Below are 17339 nucleotides of genomic sequence, written 5' to 3'. Positions count from 1 at the left end.
ATTTAAAAAGAAAACACCCAATTCACAGTAGGCAAAAAAGGAAACAGCGTATCCTTGTTTTCTGTAATTTCTATAAATGTATCATCTGCAGCGCCCTCTGTAGTGAAGTAAATTTGAAATGGATTTTTATTATTATAAACATTATATAACGTTAGATTTAATTTTGAACTCCATCGCTCTTTCTTTTTAAAAGCATAAGTACACGACAAATCCAATCGGTGATAATTAGGAAATCTCGCTCCATTTTTAGCTCCAAAATTAAGTATCGGCTTCTCGTCTATAACTCTTATATCCAGGGGTCTTGTATAGTTTTGCCCACTGGTAAACAAAAACAACGCCCCTAACTCTAGCCTATTATTCAGTCTATAATGCATAATCGTATTGATATTTATAGGCCTATCAAAAGTTGCTGGAAAATAGTTGCCCTGATTTATGCCATCAAACTGAGCACGCGTTTTAGATAAGGTTATAGCACCCTGAACCGTAAGGCTGTTCACTTTTTTATTCACACTAACCTCTAATCCATAAGAATTAAATTTTCCAGTTAAAATATCGTTATATATGTTATTTGAAAACAGATTATTAACTGAACCATTTTCAAATTCTGTATAATGAGAAACGTTTTTAAAATACAGCCCACTATTTATTTGCAATCCATTTTCCTCATACGCATACCCCAAACTCACTTGATTTACCGCTTGTGGGCGCAATGTATTAGAGCTTATCACAAAAAAATCGGCAGGCAAACTAAACGAACTGATTGACGCCTGATGAACAAACTGCTCTAATCTCTGATAACTAAATTTAAAGGCTTGATCGTCTAAAATCTGATATTTAATACTTATTCTAGGTTCCAAGCTAGTAAAAACATTAGCCTCTAGCAAGGCGTTAGCTTTTGCAAAAAAAGTAGCCCAACGTAAACCCATTTTAAGCTTTATCTTATCGGTAACAGGAAGCTCTAAGTCGCCAAACACGCTTACATCATCATAATGATAGGTCTCTTGATTTAAAACCACTAGAGGCGTACTGTCTACGCTGGCCTCTACCTGTTTGGGAAGTGTTTTGTTTTTATTATATTCAGCACCAGTTTTTAAAAGATATGCAGATCTATCCCATAAAAAATGATGTTTTAAGCTGAAAACATTAAATGTGCTAGTCGCATTATAATTAAAAGGAAAATCATTATCTGAAAAAGAAAATTCATAAAAACTATTTGAAATGGTAGTCTGAGAACTTAAAACAGAAGAAAACTGGTGACGGAGTGTTGTACCCAATAACACATTTCCCCATTTCAATCTTCTATTTCTTCCTTTGGTTTGATCCTTAAAATTATCATGAGTCATATAAAGCGTTGTTTCTATATTGCTTTTTTTTGAAAGCTTTAAAGTATGTTTGGTTAAGAAATCATACAGAAAATAGTTTTTATTCTTACCCAAAATAGAATTATCATCTCCAAATAAAGGCTTAAACATCTCTAAGTAAGTCCTTCTTCCAGAAACCAATAGACTGTTTTTTTTATTTAATTTTATATTTCCAGTTAATTTAGCAGACAACAACCCTATACTGCCTTCAAAATAGGTGGTATCGGCACTTTTCAATGTTTTAATATCTGTTATAGAAGACAATCGTCCGCCATGTGCTGCATCAAATCCAGCTTTGGAAAACTCTAAAGACTCCACGAAATCTGAGTTTATTGCAGAAAAAAGCCCCCCTAAATGCGCCGTATTATGAAGGTATATATTATCCAGTAAGGTTAAATTCATGCTCCCATTTCCGCCCCGAACCAAAAGTCCAGATTGGCCTTCTGTAGCTTGCTGTACCCCTGGGGTATATTGAATTAACTTTATAACATCTTTCTCCCCTAAAATAAAAGGAAGGCGTTCTATATCCTTTTGTGAAAAATAAATCTGATCTGGAACGGTTCTTTTCAATTGACTACTAGAAAAGCTTCTAATTACCACTTCTTTTAACGCGCTAAATTCTGGAGATAAATAAACATCTTCTTCCACATCCCTAACAGTTATAGAAATGGTTGCATATCCTATTTTTGATAAAACCAAAATATCGGTATCTGAAACATTATCGAGTGTAAAAACACCATTTTCATCTGAATAAGCCCCTTTATTGATGTTTATTAATCTTACAGAAACATCTTGTACAGGTTCCGCTTTCTCAAAATCCAGTATTCTAGACGTTACTGTTTTCTGTGCTATAATTTTATTACCTAAAAACAGAAAGATGAATAGTAGACATACTAATTTATTGTTACTCATCTTAGGCTAAATCCTTAATCAAAATATATCTGGGGTTAAATAAAAAGACGAATTTAAGCACAATTAAATATTAGCCAAAATTATAATTGATTTTTTAAAACATTTCTTTTTCTTAGATCAATTAAAAATCAAAAGCAAAACCAACCCCTAAAAATTGTTTCCATTGCACTCTCGAGCCCCCATCTTCATTTTCTCCTTCCACATCTGATGGTACCGATATTTTCACATCGTCGTCATATTTTAAATGAGAACCAAAGGTAGCTCTAGCAAAACTATTGACCTTAAAGTTAAAATCAATTCGCCAATCTACATCTACGTTTCCAAAATTATTAATATAATCCGAATAGAGGCTTACCTGATGTTTCATTTTAATGTTTTGTGCCACTTCCATTTCATAGCTATTTGTTAATAGGATTCCCACTTCAGCTTTTAATTGATCCCCTTTAACAACAACATTCCCTTCCGAGTCTAGTACCGCAGGCGTTACACCAAACGCCCCTTTATTAGCTAATTCGTCATCGAGAACAAAAGTAGCCTTAAGCGTTAATGGAGAGAAGTAAAAAGACAGTTCGTCTACTTGTTTACCATATTCCATACCACCACCAAAAAACAAATATCCTGGCGCCATAAGTCTCGATATAGCCGTTTCTTTATTAGGATATTTAAAACCATCGGTCAATTGGGTCTTAAAATTAAGACGTGCCGAATAAAACCAATAAGAGAATTTATCGGCCTGATACCCTAGATTTGAGTTTATTTCAAATAAATCGTCTGTTTTTCTTTGCTCCCTACTCTCTTGTTTATTGATACCATATCTTATATTGAGGTTGTTCTTCCAATAAAAAAAAGGGTCTTTATAATCTGCAGAATATTCATACCCCAACAAACCCGATATAGAATTACTTCCCCCTGAACTCCAGTTCACGAAAGCCACCTCATTTATGTCTATGCCCAGCTTATTTTTCTGCTTCCATTCTGGTCTTTCCATTTTCTCTTTATCAGGATGGAATTTAATATAAAGAGAATCGGGTTGTGCCATTACACCTTGTACCAAGAACAACATTAATAAAACTAAACTTTTTCTCATGCTATGACTATATTAAAAAGGATTTTATATCAAAAAGTGTTCCGTTTCCATACAACAAAAAGAAATGTTAATAATGAAACGTACCAAACTCTGATGTAATAGTAAGCTTCTTCTTTTCTGAAGGCTCTACCCTACCAATAATTTGGGCATTTACTCGGAATGATTTTGAAATTTTGATAATATCTTCCGCTATTTCTGGGGATACATAAAGCTCCATTCTATGGCCACAATTAAAGACCTGGTACATTTCTTTCCAATCGGTTTTAGATTGCTCCTGTATTAATTTAAAAAGCGGCGGAATAGGAAACATATTGTCTTTAATTATATGAAACTGATCCACAAAATGAAGAATCTTTGTTTGTGCCCCTCCCGAACAATGCACCATACCATGAAGCACATCATTTGTATACTTGGACAAAATAGATTTAATAATAGGCGCATAGGTACGTGTTGGAGACAATATCAGTTTCCCTGCATCTATAGGCGAATCTTTTACCGCATCTGTTAACTTAACAGCTCCAGAATACACGAGATCCCCAGGCACTGCGGCATCAAAGCTTTCAGGGTATTTACTCGCCAAATACTTACCAAACACATCATGCCTTGCAGAAGTTAGCCCGTTACTTCCCATGCCCCCATTATATGCTTTCTCGTAAGTTGCTTGTCCAAAACTTTCCAAGCCCACAATAACATCGCCTGCTTGGATATTGGCATTATCAATTACATCGCTACGTTTCATTCTTGCCGTTACGGTAGAGTCTACAATAATGGTACGCACCAAATCCCCCACATCTGCTGTTTCGCCTCCAGTAGAGTGAATGGTAACACCGTAAGACTTCAGGTCCTCCAGCAACTCCTCTGTACCATTAATAATTGCCGAAAGCACTTCACCTGGTATCACATTCTTATTACGTCCAATGGTGGAGGACAACATAATATTATCTGTCGCCCCTACACATAGCAGGTCGTCAATATTCATAATCAAAGCATCTTGTGCAATACCTTTCCATACAGATATATCGCCTGTTTCTTTCCAGTACATATAGGCTAAAGACGATTTTGTACCCGCCCCATCTGCATGCATGATCAAACAATACGCCTCATCTCCAGTGAGGTAATCTGGAACAATTTTACAAAATGCTTTAGGGAACAAGCCTTTATCTATATTTTTTATAGCATTGTGCACATCTTCTTTTGATGCCGATACACCACGTTGGGCATAACGTTTTGAAACTTCTTGACTCATAATTTCTAATTGATTTGCAAATTTACCTCTTTGAATGAAAAAATCCTGCTTTTTAGAGCAGGATTTTAGATGTTTTAAAAACTATCTGGTAAACAATAGCTCGCGATATTTTGTTAGCGGCCAAATTTCATCGTCCACCAACAGCTCCAATTTATCGCAATGGTACCTAATGTCATCAAAAAGCGATTTAACATTCTTGTTATAACCATGTGCTTTTATCTCCATATCGGCCAGTCCGTTAAGCTTTTTACGCTCATTGGTCATTTTAGTTACATTTGCATTTATACTTTCAATATGTCCTGATATTTCTTGAATAAGAAGCATTTGTTCTTTTGCCAAAGCTTTATAACCATCTTCAAAGATTTCTTTTAAGCCTTTAACATTTTCAATCAATATGTTTTGATATTTCACTGCCGTTGGAACCACGTGATTCCTAGCGATATCCCCTAATACACGGCTTTCAATTTGAATATGCATGATATAAGTTTCTACTTCAATCTCATAACGGGCTTGCGCTTCCACTTTTCCCATTATCTTCATTTCTTCAAACAAAGCAAGTGTTTTTTTAGAGATTTTAGCTTTTAATGCTTCAGGAGTCGATTTATGATTGCTCAACCCTCTTTTTTCTGCTTCTCGCTCCCACGCTTCACCATAACCATTACCTTCAAAAAGGATATTTCTACTAGACTTAATATACTCTCTAATAACATTAAAGATGGCTTCGTCCTTTTTTAAACCCTTTTTCAATATTAAAGCATCTACTTCTATTTTAAAATCTTTTAGTTGCTTCGCCACAATAGTATTTAAAATGGTCATAGGGTTGCCACAATTCGCCGTTGAGCCTACCGCCCTAAACTCAAACTTATTACCTGTAAAAGCAAAAGAAGACGTTCTATTCCTATCGGTATTATCCAATAAAACATACGGTATCTTACCTACCACATTAAGCTTAAGATCTGTTTTCTCCTTTGGAGATAGCTTCCCTTTGGTAACACCTTCCAATTCTTCTAAAACCTTTGTAAGTTGCTCTCCAATAAACACAGACATGATGGCCGGTGGCGCTTCGTTCGCCCCTAACCTATGCTCATTACTAGCCGTAGCAATACTAGCCCTTAAAAGCGCTTCATGCTCATGTACTGCTTTAATAGTATTTACAAAAAATGTTAAAAACTGAAGGTTGCTCATGGGCGTTTTCCCCGGTCCCAATAAATTTACTCCTGTATCTGTAGACAGCGACCAGTTATTATGTTTTCCCGAACCATTAATATTGGCAAAAGGTTTTTCGTGAAGTAACAATTTAAAATTATGCCTTGATGCCACATGCCCCATAACATCCATTAATAACGAGTTATGATCTACTGCTAAATTAGCCTCTTCATAAATAGGCGCCAACTCAAACTGGTTTGGAGCAACCTCATTATGTCGTGTTTTTGCAGGGATACCTAACAACATACATTCCTTTTCTAAATCCCTCATAAAATTCAACGCTCTTCTTGGTATCGATCCAAAATAATGATCATCCAACTGCTGTCCTTTTGCAGGCGAATGCCCCAAAAGCGTTCTTCCTGTTAACATAATGTCTGGTCTACAAGAAGCCAATAGCTTATCCACTAAAAAATATTCCTGCTCCCACCCCAAAGAAGACGTTACTTTTTTAACATTTTTATCAAAATATTTACACACATCTGTAGCAGCGATATCTATTGCACTTAATGCTCTTAACAATGGTGTTTTATAATCTAAGGCCTCTCCTGTATAAGCCACGAAAATGGTGGGTATACATAATGTGTTTTCATAAATAAAGGCAGGCGACGTTGGATCCCATGCGGTATAACCACGAGCTTCAAAAGTATTCCTTATCCCTCCATTAGGAAAACTGGATGCATCTGGCTCTTGCTGAACCAATTGATCTCCTCCAAATTTCTCAATAGCCACACCATCTCCAATAGTTTCAAAAAAAGCATCATGTTTTTCTGCTGTAACCCCTGTTAAAGGCTGAAACCAATGCGAATAATGTGTAGCACCTTTTGAAAGTGCCCAATCCTTCATCGATGAGGCCACCTGATCGGCTATATTTCTATCTATTTTTTTACTATGCTGAATGGCATTCATAACACCTTTAAAAGCATCTTTTGTCAAAAATTGACGCATAGAACTCTCATTAAACACGTTTCGACCAAATAAATCTGAGCGACGTTCTGTTTCATCGATAGTAATTGAATTATAAGCAAGAGATTCTTTAATAGCGTGAAATCTTAATATGGCCATATGTTTTAATATTTAATTATAAATGAGTTGCAAAAATAAACAGTAAACCTGTAGCATTATCAAAAAGGGATAAATTCTTATTAACAATATTTCGATTTTTTAAAAAAAAATAATACATATATTTAAAATACACCCTAAAAAAATAGGGTGTAAACAAAAATAAACATCAAAACTATCAAAACACCCCTTAAAATAATCAACAAAAACCATTACATCGTATATTTGTATAAATTATTTTCAATTTTTAAAAAAACATTATGGCTAAAATTAAACTAGAATACATTTGGTTGGATGGTTACAAACCTACTCAAAACATGAGAAGTAAAACCAAAGTTGAGGAACACGAAAACTTTCAAGGCACACTTGAAGAAATAGGAAATTGGTCTTTTGATGGATCGTCTACCAGACAAGCTATTGGAGACTCTTCTGACTGTATATTAAAACCGGTTGCCATATATCCAGATCCAGAACGCATTAACGGGTATTTGGTAATGAACGAAGTGATGAACCCAGATGGAACGCCCCACCCTTCTAATGGACGAGCAACTATTAGTGATGAAGATGATACTGATTTCTGGTTTGGTTTTGAGCAAGAATACTTTATCATGGATGTTAAAACAGAATTACCATTAGGATTCCCTAGAGGCGGTTACCCAAAACCTCAAGGCATGTACTATTGTTCTGTTGGTGGCTTAAACACACACGGTCGTGAAATTGTTGAAGAACACGCCGATCTATGTATCGCTACGGGCTTAAACTTTGAAGGAATCAATCAAGAGGTGGCTTGTGGCCAATGGGAGTTTCAATTGTTTGCCAAGAGCGCCAAAAAAGCTGGAGATGAAATCTGGATTGCACGTTATTTACTGGACAGACTAACTGAAAAATATGATTATTACATTGAATATCATCCAAAACCCCTTGGCGACACCGATTGGAACGGTTCTGGTATGCATGCTAACTTCTCCAACACCACATTAAGAACTTGTGGAGACAAAGCTACTTATGAAAAAATATGCGAAGCCTTCCGTCCTTTAACTGCCGAACATATTGCTGTTTACGGCGCTTATAATGACCAACGTTTAACAGGAAAGCATGAAACCGCGTCTATCCATGATTTTAGTTATGGAGTTTCCGATCGTGGTGCTTCCATACGTATTCCAATCGCTACTGTAGAAAAAGGTTGGAAAGGCTGGCTAGAAGACAGAAGACCTGCTTCAAACGGTGATCCTTATAAAATTGCCGGTAGAATTATTAAAACGGTTAATTCTGCAAAAATTTAAAAAAAACTTTAGTCATAATTTAATAAAAAAGTCCTGTAATTGACATTTGCAGGACTTTTTAATTTATGAAATTCTTCTGTTTAAAACTTATCTCCACTAAAAACCAAAAACATAAATACGCCATAAGCTATTACAAGTAAAAAACCTTTTACCCTACCTATTAGCCAGCGTTTGGGCAAAAACGCCAACGGCAGTAAAAGAAAAGCAAAACCAAGCATCCAAAACATATCACTGCTAAGAATTTGTGGCTCTGTTACTGGGATAGGCTTTATCATAGCTGTTAACCCCAAGACCGATGCAATATTAAAAATATTAGACCCAATTAAATTCCCTAAGGAAATCGCTTTTTCTTGTTTTGCAGCAGCAATAACCGATGCTGCCAATTCAGGAACACTAGTCCCTATTGCTATAAGCGACACACCAATTACAGCTTCACTTACCCCAATTGAAAGCGCAATATCTTTAGCCCCTAAAACCAACCAATCACTTCCAAAATAAAGTGCCGATGCTCCAATAAGCAGCCAAAGTATAATTTTAAAATTAGACACCACCGCCAATGACTCATCAACCTCTTCAATCATTTCTTCATTTTTCGCATTCTTAATCAATATGATTAGAAAGACAACAATTCCAACAAACAATATTAGACCTTCTATACGAGAAAGCACATGGTCGTTTTTTAAGAAATAATAAAGGACCATAGAAAAAATCATCATTACAGGCCAATTCAACTTATAAAAAGATTTGTCAACCGCAATAGCGCTTACCATAGCCGTAATACCCAATACCAATCCAATATTTGCAATGTTAGACCCTACAACATTATTTATAGCAATGGCCGGAGACCCAGACAAAGCTGCCTGAAGACTCACTAACAATTCTGGTGCTGAAGTAGCAAAAGAGACGACAGTCATCCCTATAACCATTTTTGAAATTTTAAACTTAAAGGATAACGCTACTGAAGAACGAACCAAAAACTCCCCCCCTACAACCAACAATATAAACCCAAGAACGACCCAAACTATACTCATAATTTTTTTTTTTTGCGAAGATAATATAAGAATTTACGATTTACGATTTTTGATTTATCTATTTTAAACCCTATAAAAAGTCAAAATAGCTCAAAAAAAAACTACCATTTTAACTGTACATCTATAGAATAACAGCATTGAAATAAAATGACATAATAAAGCAACACACCTTTAAGCTTATAAAGACAAGCCCTACAGTGTCGTTTTTTAAATCTGATAATAGAGGCCGCTTATAGACGTTTATTCCAAACGGGATTACAGGAATACTTTTTAAAATATGCAGATTGCAACTAAAAGCAATCAAATTATTTCTAAAAACCCTATATACCCGTACTTTTTAAGTCTAAAATAAGTTTTCCTATTTTTGTTATCAAATGAATATCTGCAAGTATGAAAAAGAAAGTGTTCCAGGTTTTAGCAAAGCTTAATAAAAAACTGCTTCCAAGCTACTCAAAACGCCATTTGGATTTAGCAAAAGCAACAAAAGTACAAATGGCCATTATAGGCTGGCGCTGGTTTGTGACCAAAAATGCCTTGGATTAAAATTTATTAAAAGAAAAGGCCTGAAAAACAATTTACTTCATTGAGACGTTTCACTCGGCTCACCCCCCCCTATTTTTCAACTACTTTTCAGACCTCTCTCATACTTATTCCTACTACATACTATGGAATTCAATTAAATTGGCTTCGTAATATTGCTCACCTAGCTTCGTAAGTAAAGCCTTAATCACATTACTATCCCCGTCTACTGCTATTGCAGAATATCCTGTATCATTTAATTTTCCCAATCTTAAATCTATAATGTTAATATGTTTTGAAGCCAGAGCCGAGAGCAATATCAATAAAACCCCTGGAGCATTGTGGTGTTTTGTAAGAATGACCTTTTCGCTAAGTGCCAATTTCAAATCCACACCATCCATTTCCAACAAGTACACCCCTTCTCTATAATAATTTGGTAATTCGGCATTTTCTTTATAAATCAATTTATTAAAGAGACCTGTATCGGTGCCTTTTATAAAATCTATAGCACTTTGAACGTTTCGATTACCACTTCCTAAGGATAAAAAAGCAACTGCCGTACCATCGTTATTAGATTTTAACCGTGCCGTCTCTACATTTATACCCTCTGATGCCAAGGTGTTAAACAGTGAAGAGATTACGCCCGGTTCATCTAAATGTTCTGAGAACAGACCATTTACTTTAATATCAGACCCTTTTGGCACCTCATTGGTTACCGTAACCGATTTGCCCCATTTCCGAATTCGTATGGCATTATAATCTCCCATTCCTGTAGCATTTTTATAAATATCTACAAATTCAGAGAATGACCCTCCAAAAGAAAAATCTGGGATAATCCTTCTTTGTGCATTATCCAATCTTTGGTTAAGCAATTCAATCCCTTTATTTAAAACCGTATATTTTACCTTTAATTCATGATCATCAAAAATGGTGCGGTTTTCTGGGATAAGTTTAGAATAACTCACATAACTTTCGTAACCTGCCTCTTGTATATACTCTAAGCTTTCTTTATAATTTAAGCCATAATAACGCACGTGATGAGTATCTGTGCCTACACATACTGGAATTTGAAGCTCATTGGCCCTTCGCAATATACTCTGAACAGGGTAAACCCCCACTCCTTTAAACTTACCGGCCATATTCACGTCTAGAGACAGGTTACGATCGGCAATAAGCTCTAAAAGCGTTCTAAACTTATTGGCTAAAGGATGCGCGCTGGTTTCAAAATTTACTAAAGCCTCTGGCATATCTACATTTAGCTTTGGCAAATCGATATGTCCGATAATCTGGATCATATCGCCAAAGCATTCTATCATCTGGATCATTTCGTTAAAATAACCCTCCCAATATGCCTCTAAGCTGCCCCGTAATCTCAACAACTCCAACGCTTCTTCTTTAGACCCATCATAAGGCAATCCTTCTGGGGCAAAATGAACCGAGCCAATAACATAATCGGCGTCTTCTGCCTGAAATATTTTAGAGCGGCTCCATTGCAAGCCTAAATCTGGCCCCATCCATTCCAGTTCTACACCATACTTAATATTAATTTGGCCCTCATATTTCTCACGAAGGTTAGCGATGCGTTTCGGATAGTTCAAATATGATCTATTACCTCTAATAAATTTCACATTAGTGTCCCGCTCTGCGATATAACGAAAACCCGTTAACCGAGGCGAATGGATTATAAAGGTAATACTAGGGTTTTTGGCCTCTATCGCCTTATCAATAATATCTTCCAGCTTGTCAATACCGTGTTTAACGTGGTCTTGCTCTGTACCTGCGTGGATGCCGTGTGTTTCCCAAATAAATTCGTTGAGTTTTCTCATCAATTACTATACTTTAATTTGCGCTTTTAAAATTCAAATTTAACCATTGCATTGTAATTATTAGCCAAAATCAATTGGATTTCAACTTTTTTTAAGAATGAAACTTTATTCCCATTAAAAACAGGCCAATATGCATTAAATTTTATGAATTCAACAAGTGCGTTTCATGTTTTAACATAACAGGACGGACTCTTTTTATTGCTGTTTTTATAGAAGTCTCCATTAAAAAAAAGGGTTCCATTTATAGGTTGCAGACACTTATTTTGCTCTAAAGATTAAAAATACTTTAATTGGTGGTTTCCATAACACAATAGCATAACGCAAACCCTTTGTTTAACTTTTACCATGGGTTTATAAAGTTATAGCTCTTTAATGGAAACCACACCAAAAGAGCTTGGCATAGCCTCATATTAAAATTAAACTACTCTTATTTATAGATTTTTAAAAAAATATTCTATTATGCAGTTTCGTATATTTAGTTTAATTTCGGCCCCTTACAAGCTTAAAAAAACATGAATAAAATCACTATACTGATTCATTGCAAAGATCGTCCCAATATTATTGCTTCTGTCACCAATTTTATTGCTGTAAATCACGGAAACATTGTATATATAGACCAACATGTAGACCGGGTACAGGACATATTCTTTATCCGGTTGGAAAGCGAATTCAGTTCGGAACATTTTTCATTAGAAGCCTTTAAGAGCTTATTCAAAAAAACATTGGTTGAGACATACGGCATGAAATGGCGCATTTACTCTTCTTTAAGAAAACCTAAAATGGCCTTGTTCGTTTCGAAATTCGACCATTGCCTTTATGACATTTTAGGCCGGTATAACTCTGGAGAACTACATGTTGAGATTCCTTTTATCATTAGTAACCACATGGATTTAAAACCCATTGCAGATAGTTTTAATATTCCGTTTCATCATATTCCAGTAACCAAAGACACGAAAGAGGAAGCCGAACAAAAGCAATTGGAGCTACTCAACTCCTTTAAAATCGATTTTATAGTATTAGCCCGATACATGCAAATCGTTTCTAATAATTTAATTTCCAAATACCCAAATAAAATTATAAACATCCACCACTCCTTCTTACCTGCTTTTGTGGGGGCGAAACCTTACCATTCTGCATATAAACGCGGCGTTAAAATTATAGGAGCAACAAGTCATTATGTTACCGAAGAATTAGATGCAGGACCTATTATCGAGCAAGATGTTGCCCATATATCCCATACCCAAACCATAGAAGATTTAATAGCAAAAGGCAGAGATCTAGAAAAAATAGTACTTGCAAACGCCATTAAATTACATATCAAACGAAAAGTTCTGGTTTATAAAAATAAAACGGTTATTTTTTATTGACCATATACTAAATCTGGGCTCTATTTTATTTGTGTAACAGAATAAAACGGCACCTGATTTTAATACAGCTATTTAATATAATCGCTACAGCCCATATATCACACCCTCTTTTTATTATAAAAAGGTATATTTACTTTAATTTCAAAACTCAAAACATTATGATTCGTAACATTTTAGTCTTTATTTTAATTTTCAACCTTAGTGCTTGTGCAGAACTACAACAAGTCGTTAATCAATTACCCCAACAAACTGGAGGAATTGGCAATACTGAAATTGCTTCAGCCTTACGCCAAGCCTTAGACTTTGGTATTGACAAGCAAGTGACCAAGTTAACACAAGAAGATGGTTTTTTTAAAAATGAATTGGTTAAGATTGTATTGCCACAAGAACTTCAAAAAGTAGATAAAGCCCTGCGTGACATAGGATTAGGTAATTTGGCAGATGAAGGCTTAAAAGTTCTTAATAGAGCTGCTGAAGATGCTGTAAAAGAAGCGACCCCTATATTTGTTGATGCCGTAAAGGGAATTACTTTTGCAGATGCCAAAACCATCCTTTTAGGTAATGATGATGCAGCCACGCAATATTTAAACTCTAAAACGGAAACAGCTTTATATAGCAAGTTCAATCCTGTTATCAAAAACTCTTTTAGTAAAGTAGGTGCAGACCAAATATGGAATAACCTTATTAACAAATACAATTCCTTACCGTTTACAGCAGATGTTAATCCAGATCTAACAGATTATGTTACGGGTGAAGCTCTAAAGGGGGTTTATACGATGATTGCGGTTGAAGAAAAAGACATTAGGTCTCAAGCGGCTTCAAGAACAACAGATTTATTACGAAAAGTTTTTGCTTTGCAAGACTAAAAGACCGTTCGCCAAGAGTTAGAACATCCTCTCTTAAAAAAAATCACTGAAGGCCTATAAAAATAAAAAAACCCAAAGTTCTCACTTTGGGTTTTAACGCACTAATACTACTAAGATTTTAGGTCTATCGCAATCTATCAACAGATTTTACAAGTTCTTCATCCTTTTTGATGGCCTTATTGGCTAATGCCAATAACACGATAGAAACAATAGGAAGAAGCATCCCAATACCTTTCTCAGAAACCGCCGTTTCTCCAGATACATTTAGCGATTGATATACAAATAATCCTAATAAAATAAAGTTCAATATGATGTTAAGTCGCCCCAAAACAAACTGGAACTTCCTGTTTTTATACATAAAAATAGACACCAAAGATAACAATGTCGAAATTAAAAACAAAGCTAAAAAAGTAATATTATCTTTAGCAAACACATGGGGACCTTCTTCCGTGATCCATAAATGAAAAACAAAAATTAGGCCTCCAGAAACGACTGCAGCCAATAATAGGTATAAGGTTTGAATACGCTGTATCATATATATATTTAAAAATAAAACACAAAAATAATGGTTTCTTTTATTAAAATTAAAATAAAGTCGTATAATTGCAGTAATAATTCATAACAATCCTATATCATAGGTTGTTATCTCTTCTTATAAAAACCTATTTTTTCAGAATTATTCAAATTTTATATTCAAAACACATAGCCAATAAACATTTATGTTTGAAATTTCACAACTAAAAGAAAAAAAACTCTCTGAACTACAAGAGATTGCAAAAAAACTGAGCGTTCCTAAATATCGTTCATTAAAAAAATTAGATTTAGTATATCAAATATTAGATCGGCAAGCAACAGATCCAAAAGTTGTGACTTCCGTGGTGGAAACTACCGAAGCCACCAAAAACAAAGACCAGGAAACAGAACAAAAGCTTAATCCAGAGGTCGACAAAAAAACGACTTCACAGGTGGACAAAACGCCCAAACCACAAGTGGACAAAAAACCAAGACAACGCGTTCAAAAGGTTACTAAACCCATAGAAAAAACGGTTGCTCCAGAAAACAGCGGTATCCAAGAGAGAAAAGCAACACCGCCTACTCCCCAACAAAATAAAGTAGAACAAAAGCAAGAGAACAAACCGAAAAAACAAAACGATAATCCGCCAAAGCCTCATCCAAAAAGGGAACACAACCCCCAAAAGAATCAGCATAAGAATCAAAAAAGCGGACAAGTAGATGCTGGAAATAAAGATAATAGAAATCGCTACCGTGAACCCGACTTTGAATTTGATGCTATTATTGAAAGTGAAGGGGTTTTAGACATCATGCAAGATGGTTATGGCTTTTTACGTTCGTCAGATTACAACTACCTATCATCACCAGATGACATCTATGTTTCACAATCGCAAATAAGATTATTTGGCTTAAAAAAAGGCGATACTGTTTTAGGACATGTACGCCCACCAAAAGAAGGTGAAAAATACTTTCCCTTAATAAAAGTGATTAGAATTAATGGGCAAAAACCAGAAGTGGTAAGAGATCGTGTATCCTTCGAACACTTAACACCGTTGTTCCCAACAGAAAAATTTAACCTTGCAGAAAAACAAAGCACCATATCTACGCGAATTATGGATTTGTTTTCTCCTATAGGAAAAGGACAACGTGGCATGATCGTTTCACAGCCTAAAACAGGTAAAACCATGTTGTTAAAGGATGTGGCCAATGCTATTGCTGCAAATCATCCTGAAGTTTATTTAATGATTCTTTTAATTGACGAACGTCCTGAAGAGGTAACAGACATGCAACGTAATGTACGTGGCGAGGTTATTTCTTCAACCTTCGATAAAGAAGCACATGAACACGTGAAAATTGCAGATATCGTATTGGAAAAAGCAAAGCGCTTGGTAGAATGTGGCCATGATGTCGTGATTCTTCTAGACTCTATTACACGTTTAGCAAGAGCTTACAATACCGTACAACCAGCATCTGGAAAAATATTAAGTGGTGGTGTAGATGCCAATGCGCTACATAAACCAAAACGCTTTTTTGGTGCAGCAAGAAATATTGAAAATGGAGGCTCTTTAACCATTATTGCAACAGCACTAACGGAAACCGGCTCTAAAATGGACGAGGTTATTTTTGAGGAATTTAAAGGAACTGGTAACATGGAGCTGCAATTGGATAGAAAAATTTCCAACCGTAGAATATTCCCTGCTATCGACCTTACTTCTTCAAGCACGCGTCGTGATGACTTATTATTGGATGAGAACACCATACAACGTATGTGGGTGATGCGTAAATACCTTGCAGACATGAACCCTGTAGAAGCTATGGAATTTATAAACGACCGTTTTAGACAAACTAGAAATAATGAAGAGTTTTTAATCTCCATGAACGGATAAAACTCTAAATTAATGATACACTTAGGCCTCTACATTTCTGTAGGGGCTTTTTTATGAAAACAAATAGAGGATGCTGTGTTCTGTTTTTTTAACTGAAAAACAAGGGTTATCCACTTCAATCTTTATACCCTAACATTAGATATTGTCCTATTTTGAAGTATATTAATGCACTTTCAGAATATTTTAATTTCAAAATCAAAGAATTCAAAACTCTTTAAAAGTTTAAACTTGAAACACCTCTTCTTATTCATGAAAGGCCTTTTTATATTAACAACATTATAGACATAACGTGGGAATCGGGAATCAAATTCTGAAAATTCATCTATTTAAAAAAGGAATAAATGAATCCTTAACCACAAACTCTTACTAACCTCAACAACAAGGAGTTTTAAAAACCCTTGGACGATTTGTATCGATAAACTCAACATCTATTATGCCCCCTTCCTATCGTTATCAAAACCGAGATATAGATATGTGTTTGCATCAAAATCAAGAACATATGTGCTTTTATTTTTTAAAAATTTTTATGACCTTTTCAAGACCTTCCAAAAAAACTATCAAATAGTCTTTTTGGTCTTTCATGGCATTATTTTTATTTAATTGCCTTCTATACTCCAATCGTATAATAAATTAAGCGTTCTCCAGAAACATTTTATTATGCTTCATGGAGAACGCTATACCTTTGGAATAAATTTCCAGTTGATATCAGGTTTCGATATGTTAAACCTTAATTAGAAATTGCTTATTCATTAGTTACAGCCTCAATGACGTAACTATAACTTAAATTATTAGCTTTAATTTGATATGTTTCATGAGGCATTCTTCCCCAACTGTTATCGCCACCAACACCCATTTGTTTGTAATCGATATTAATATTTACAAAATCACGTTTTTTAATATCGGTAGTGTGACGTTGTTGTTTTTTGTCGCCTGCATCAAAATCATCATTATATTGATGGTGAGCACTAAATGATATTAAATCGGTAGCTGTTACTTTTATACCATTTCCAGTTGTGTTGGTAAATGTTACCCAACGTGTATCTGTTTTGTAGCCATTTTCTTGTGGACGGATGTAAGGGAAATACAATTCTTCAACCGATGCTTTATAATCTCCTACCAGAGCCGCCGTATTTCTATCTTGATAGTTTTCATGAGGGCCTCTACCAAACCAGTTTAC

13 protein-coding genes are annotated in these 17339 nt (G+C 35.2%); 5 read left to right on the top strand and 8 right to left on the bottom strand.

Annotated elements, in window-relative coordinates:
* Positions 1-2: 2 nt before the first annotated feature.
* The 4 genes from ACFFU9_RS00900 to ACFFU9_RS00885 form a co-directional block, all read right to left on the bottom strand.
* Entirely contained in the window at positions 3-2273 is a 2271-nt protein-coding gene (locus ACFFU9_RS00900; RefSeq protein WP_379859476.1) for a TonB-dependent receptor, read from the bottom strand.
* A gap of 121 nt (positions 2274-2394) precedes the next feature.
* On the bottom strand, positions 2395-3360 hold the full coding sequence (locus ACFFU9_RS00895; RefSeq protein ID WP_379859475.1) for a DUF3078 domain-containing protein: 966 nt from the start codon (positions 3358-3360) through the stop codon (positions 2395-2397).
* Positions 3361-3427: 67 nt separating this feature from the next.
* A complete protein-coding gene (locus tag ACFFU9_RS00890; protein WP_379859474.1) occupies positions 3428-4606 on the bottom strand; it encodes an AIR synthase related protein in 1179 nt (392 codons plus the stop codon).
* Positions 4607-4687: 81 nt separating this feature from the next.
* A complete protein-coding gene (locus ACFFU9_RS00885) occupies positions 4688-6874 on the bottom strand; it encodes a glutamine synthetase III family protein (protein ID WP_379859473.1) in 2187 nt (728 codons plus the stop codon).
* 257 nt (positions 6875-7131) lie between these two features.
* Between ACFFU9_RS00885 and ACFFU9_RS00880 the strand changes: the two genes are divergently transcribed.
* Positions 7132-8154, top strand: coding sequence for a glutamine synthetase beta-grasp domain-containing protein (locus tag ACFFU9_RS00880; RefSeq protein ID WP_379859472.1), 1023 nt, complete (start codon positions 7132-7134; stop codon positions 8152-8154).
* A gap of 80 nt (positions 8155-8234) precedes the next feature.
* Here ACFFU9_RS00880 and ACFFU9_RS00875 read toward each other — a convergent pair whose 3' ends face one another.
* On the bottom strand, positions 8235-9185 hold the full coding sequence (locus ACFFU9_RS00875; RefSeq protein WP_379859471.1) for a calcium/sodium antiporter: 951 nt from the start codon (positions 9183-9185) through the stop codon (positions 8235-8237).
* Between the two features lie 390 nt (positions 9186-9575).
* On the opposite strand from ACFFU9_RS00875, the gene ACFFU9_RS00870 reads away from it, so the two are divergent.
* Positions 9576-9728 (top strand): SsrA-binding protein, encoded by a 153-nt coding sequence (locus ACFFU9_RS00870; protein ID WP_379859470.1) that lies wholly within the window; start codon positions 9576-9578, stop codon positions 9726-9728.
* A 113-nt stretch (positions 9729-9841) separates the two neighbouring features.
* Here ACFFU9_RS00870 and ACFFU9_RS00865 read toward each other — a convergent pair whose 3' ends face one another.
* Positions 9842-11530 carry a histidinol-phosphatase HisJ family protein gene (locus ACFFU9_RS00865; RefSeq protein WP_379859469.1) on the bottom strand — a complete coding sequence of 563 codons (1689 nt, stop codon included), beginning with the start codon at positions 11528-11530 and terminating at the stop codon, positions 9842-9844.
* A gap of 512 nt (positions 11531-12042) precedes the next feature.
* Here ACFFU9_RS00865 and purU point away from each other — a divergent pair.
* Both purU and ACFFU9_RS00855 read left to right on the top strand, forming a co-directional pair.
* Positions 12043-12897, top strand: a complete 855-nt coding sequence (gene purU, locus ACFFU9_RS00860) for a formyltetrahydrofolate deformylase (RefSeq protein WP_379859468.1) — start codon at positions 12043-12045, stop codon at positions 12895-12897.
* Positions 12898-13055: 158 nt separating this feature from the next.
* A complete protein-coding gene (locus tag ACFFU9_RS00855) occupies positions 13056-13763 on the top strand; it encodes a DUF4197 domain-containing protein (RefSeq protein WP_379859467.1) in 708 nt (235 codons plus the stop codon).
* 124 nt (positions 13764-13887) lie between these two features.
* Here the strand turns inward: ACFFU9_RS00855 and ACFFU9_RS00850 are convergent, their stop codons facing one another.
* Entirely contained in the window at positions 13888-14298 is a 411-nt protein-coding gene (locus ACFFU9_RS00850) for a DUF4293 domain-containing protein (RefSeq protein WP_379859466.1), read from the bottom strand.
* A 184-nt stretch (positions 14299-14482) separates the two neighbouring features.
* On the opposite strand from ACFFU9_RS00850, the gene rho reads away from it, so the two are divergent.
* A complete protein-coding gene (rho, locus tag ACFFU9_RS00845; protein ID WP_379859465.1) occupies positions 14483-16162 on the top strand; it encodes a transcription termination factor Rho in 1680 nt (559 codons plus the stop codon).
* Between the two features lie 742 nt (positions 16163-16904).
* Here the strand turns inward: rho and ACFFU9_RS00840 are convergent.
* A partial coding sequence (locus ACFFU9_RS00840) for a beta-galactosidase small subunit-related protein (protein ID WP_512699410.1) occupies positions 16905-17339 on the bottom strand: 435 nt, incomplete at its 5' end.

The organism is Mariniflexile ostreae, from assembly GCF_042427585.1.
Lineage (GTDB): Bacteria > Bacteroidota > Bacteroidia > Flavobacteriales > Flavobacteriaceae > Pseudalgibacter > Pseudalgibacter ostreae.
This window is presented reverse-complemented; position numbering and strand designations above follow the sequence as displayed.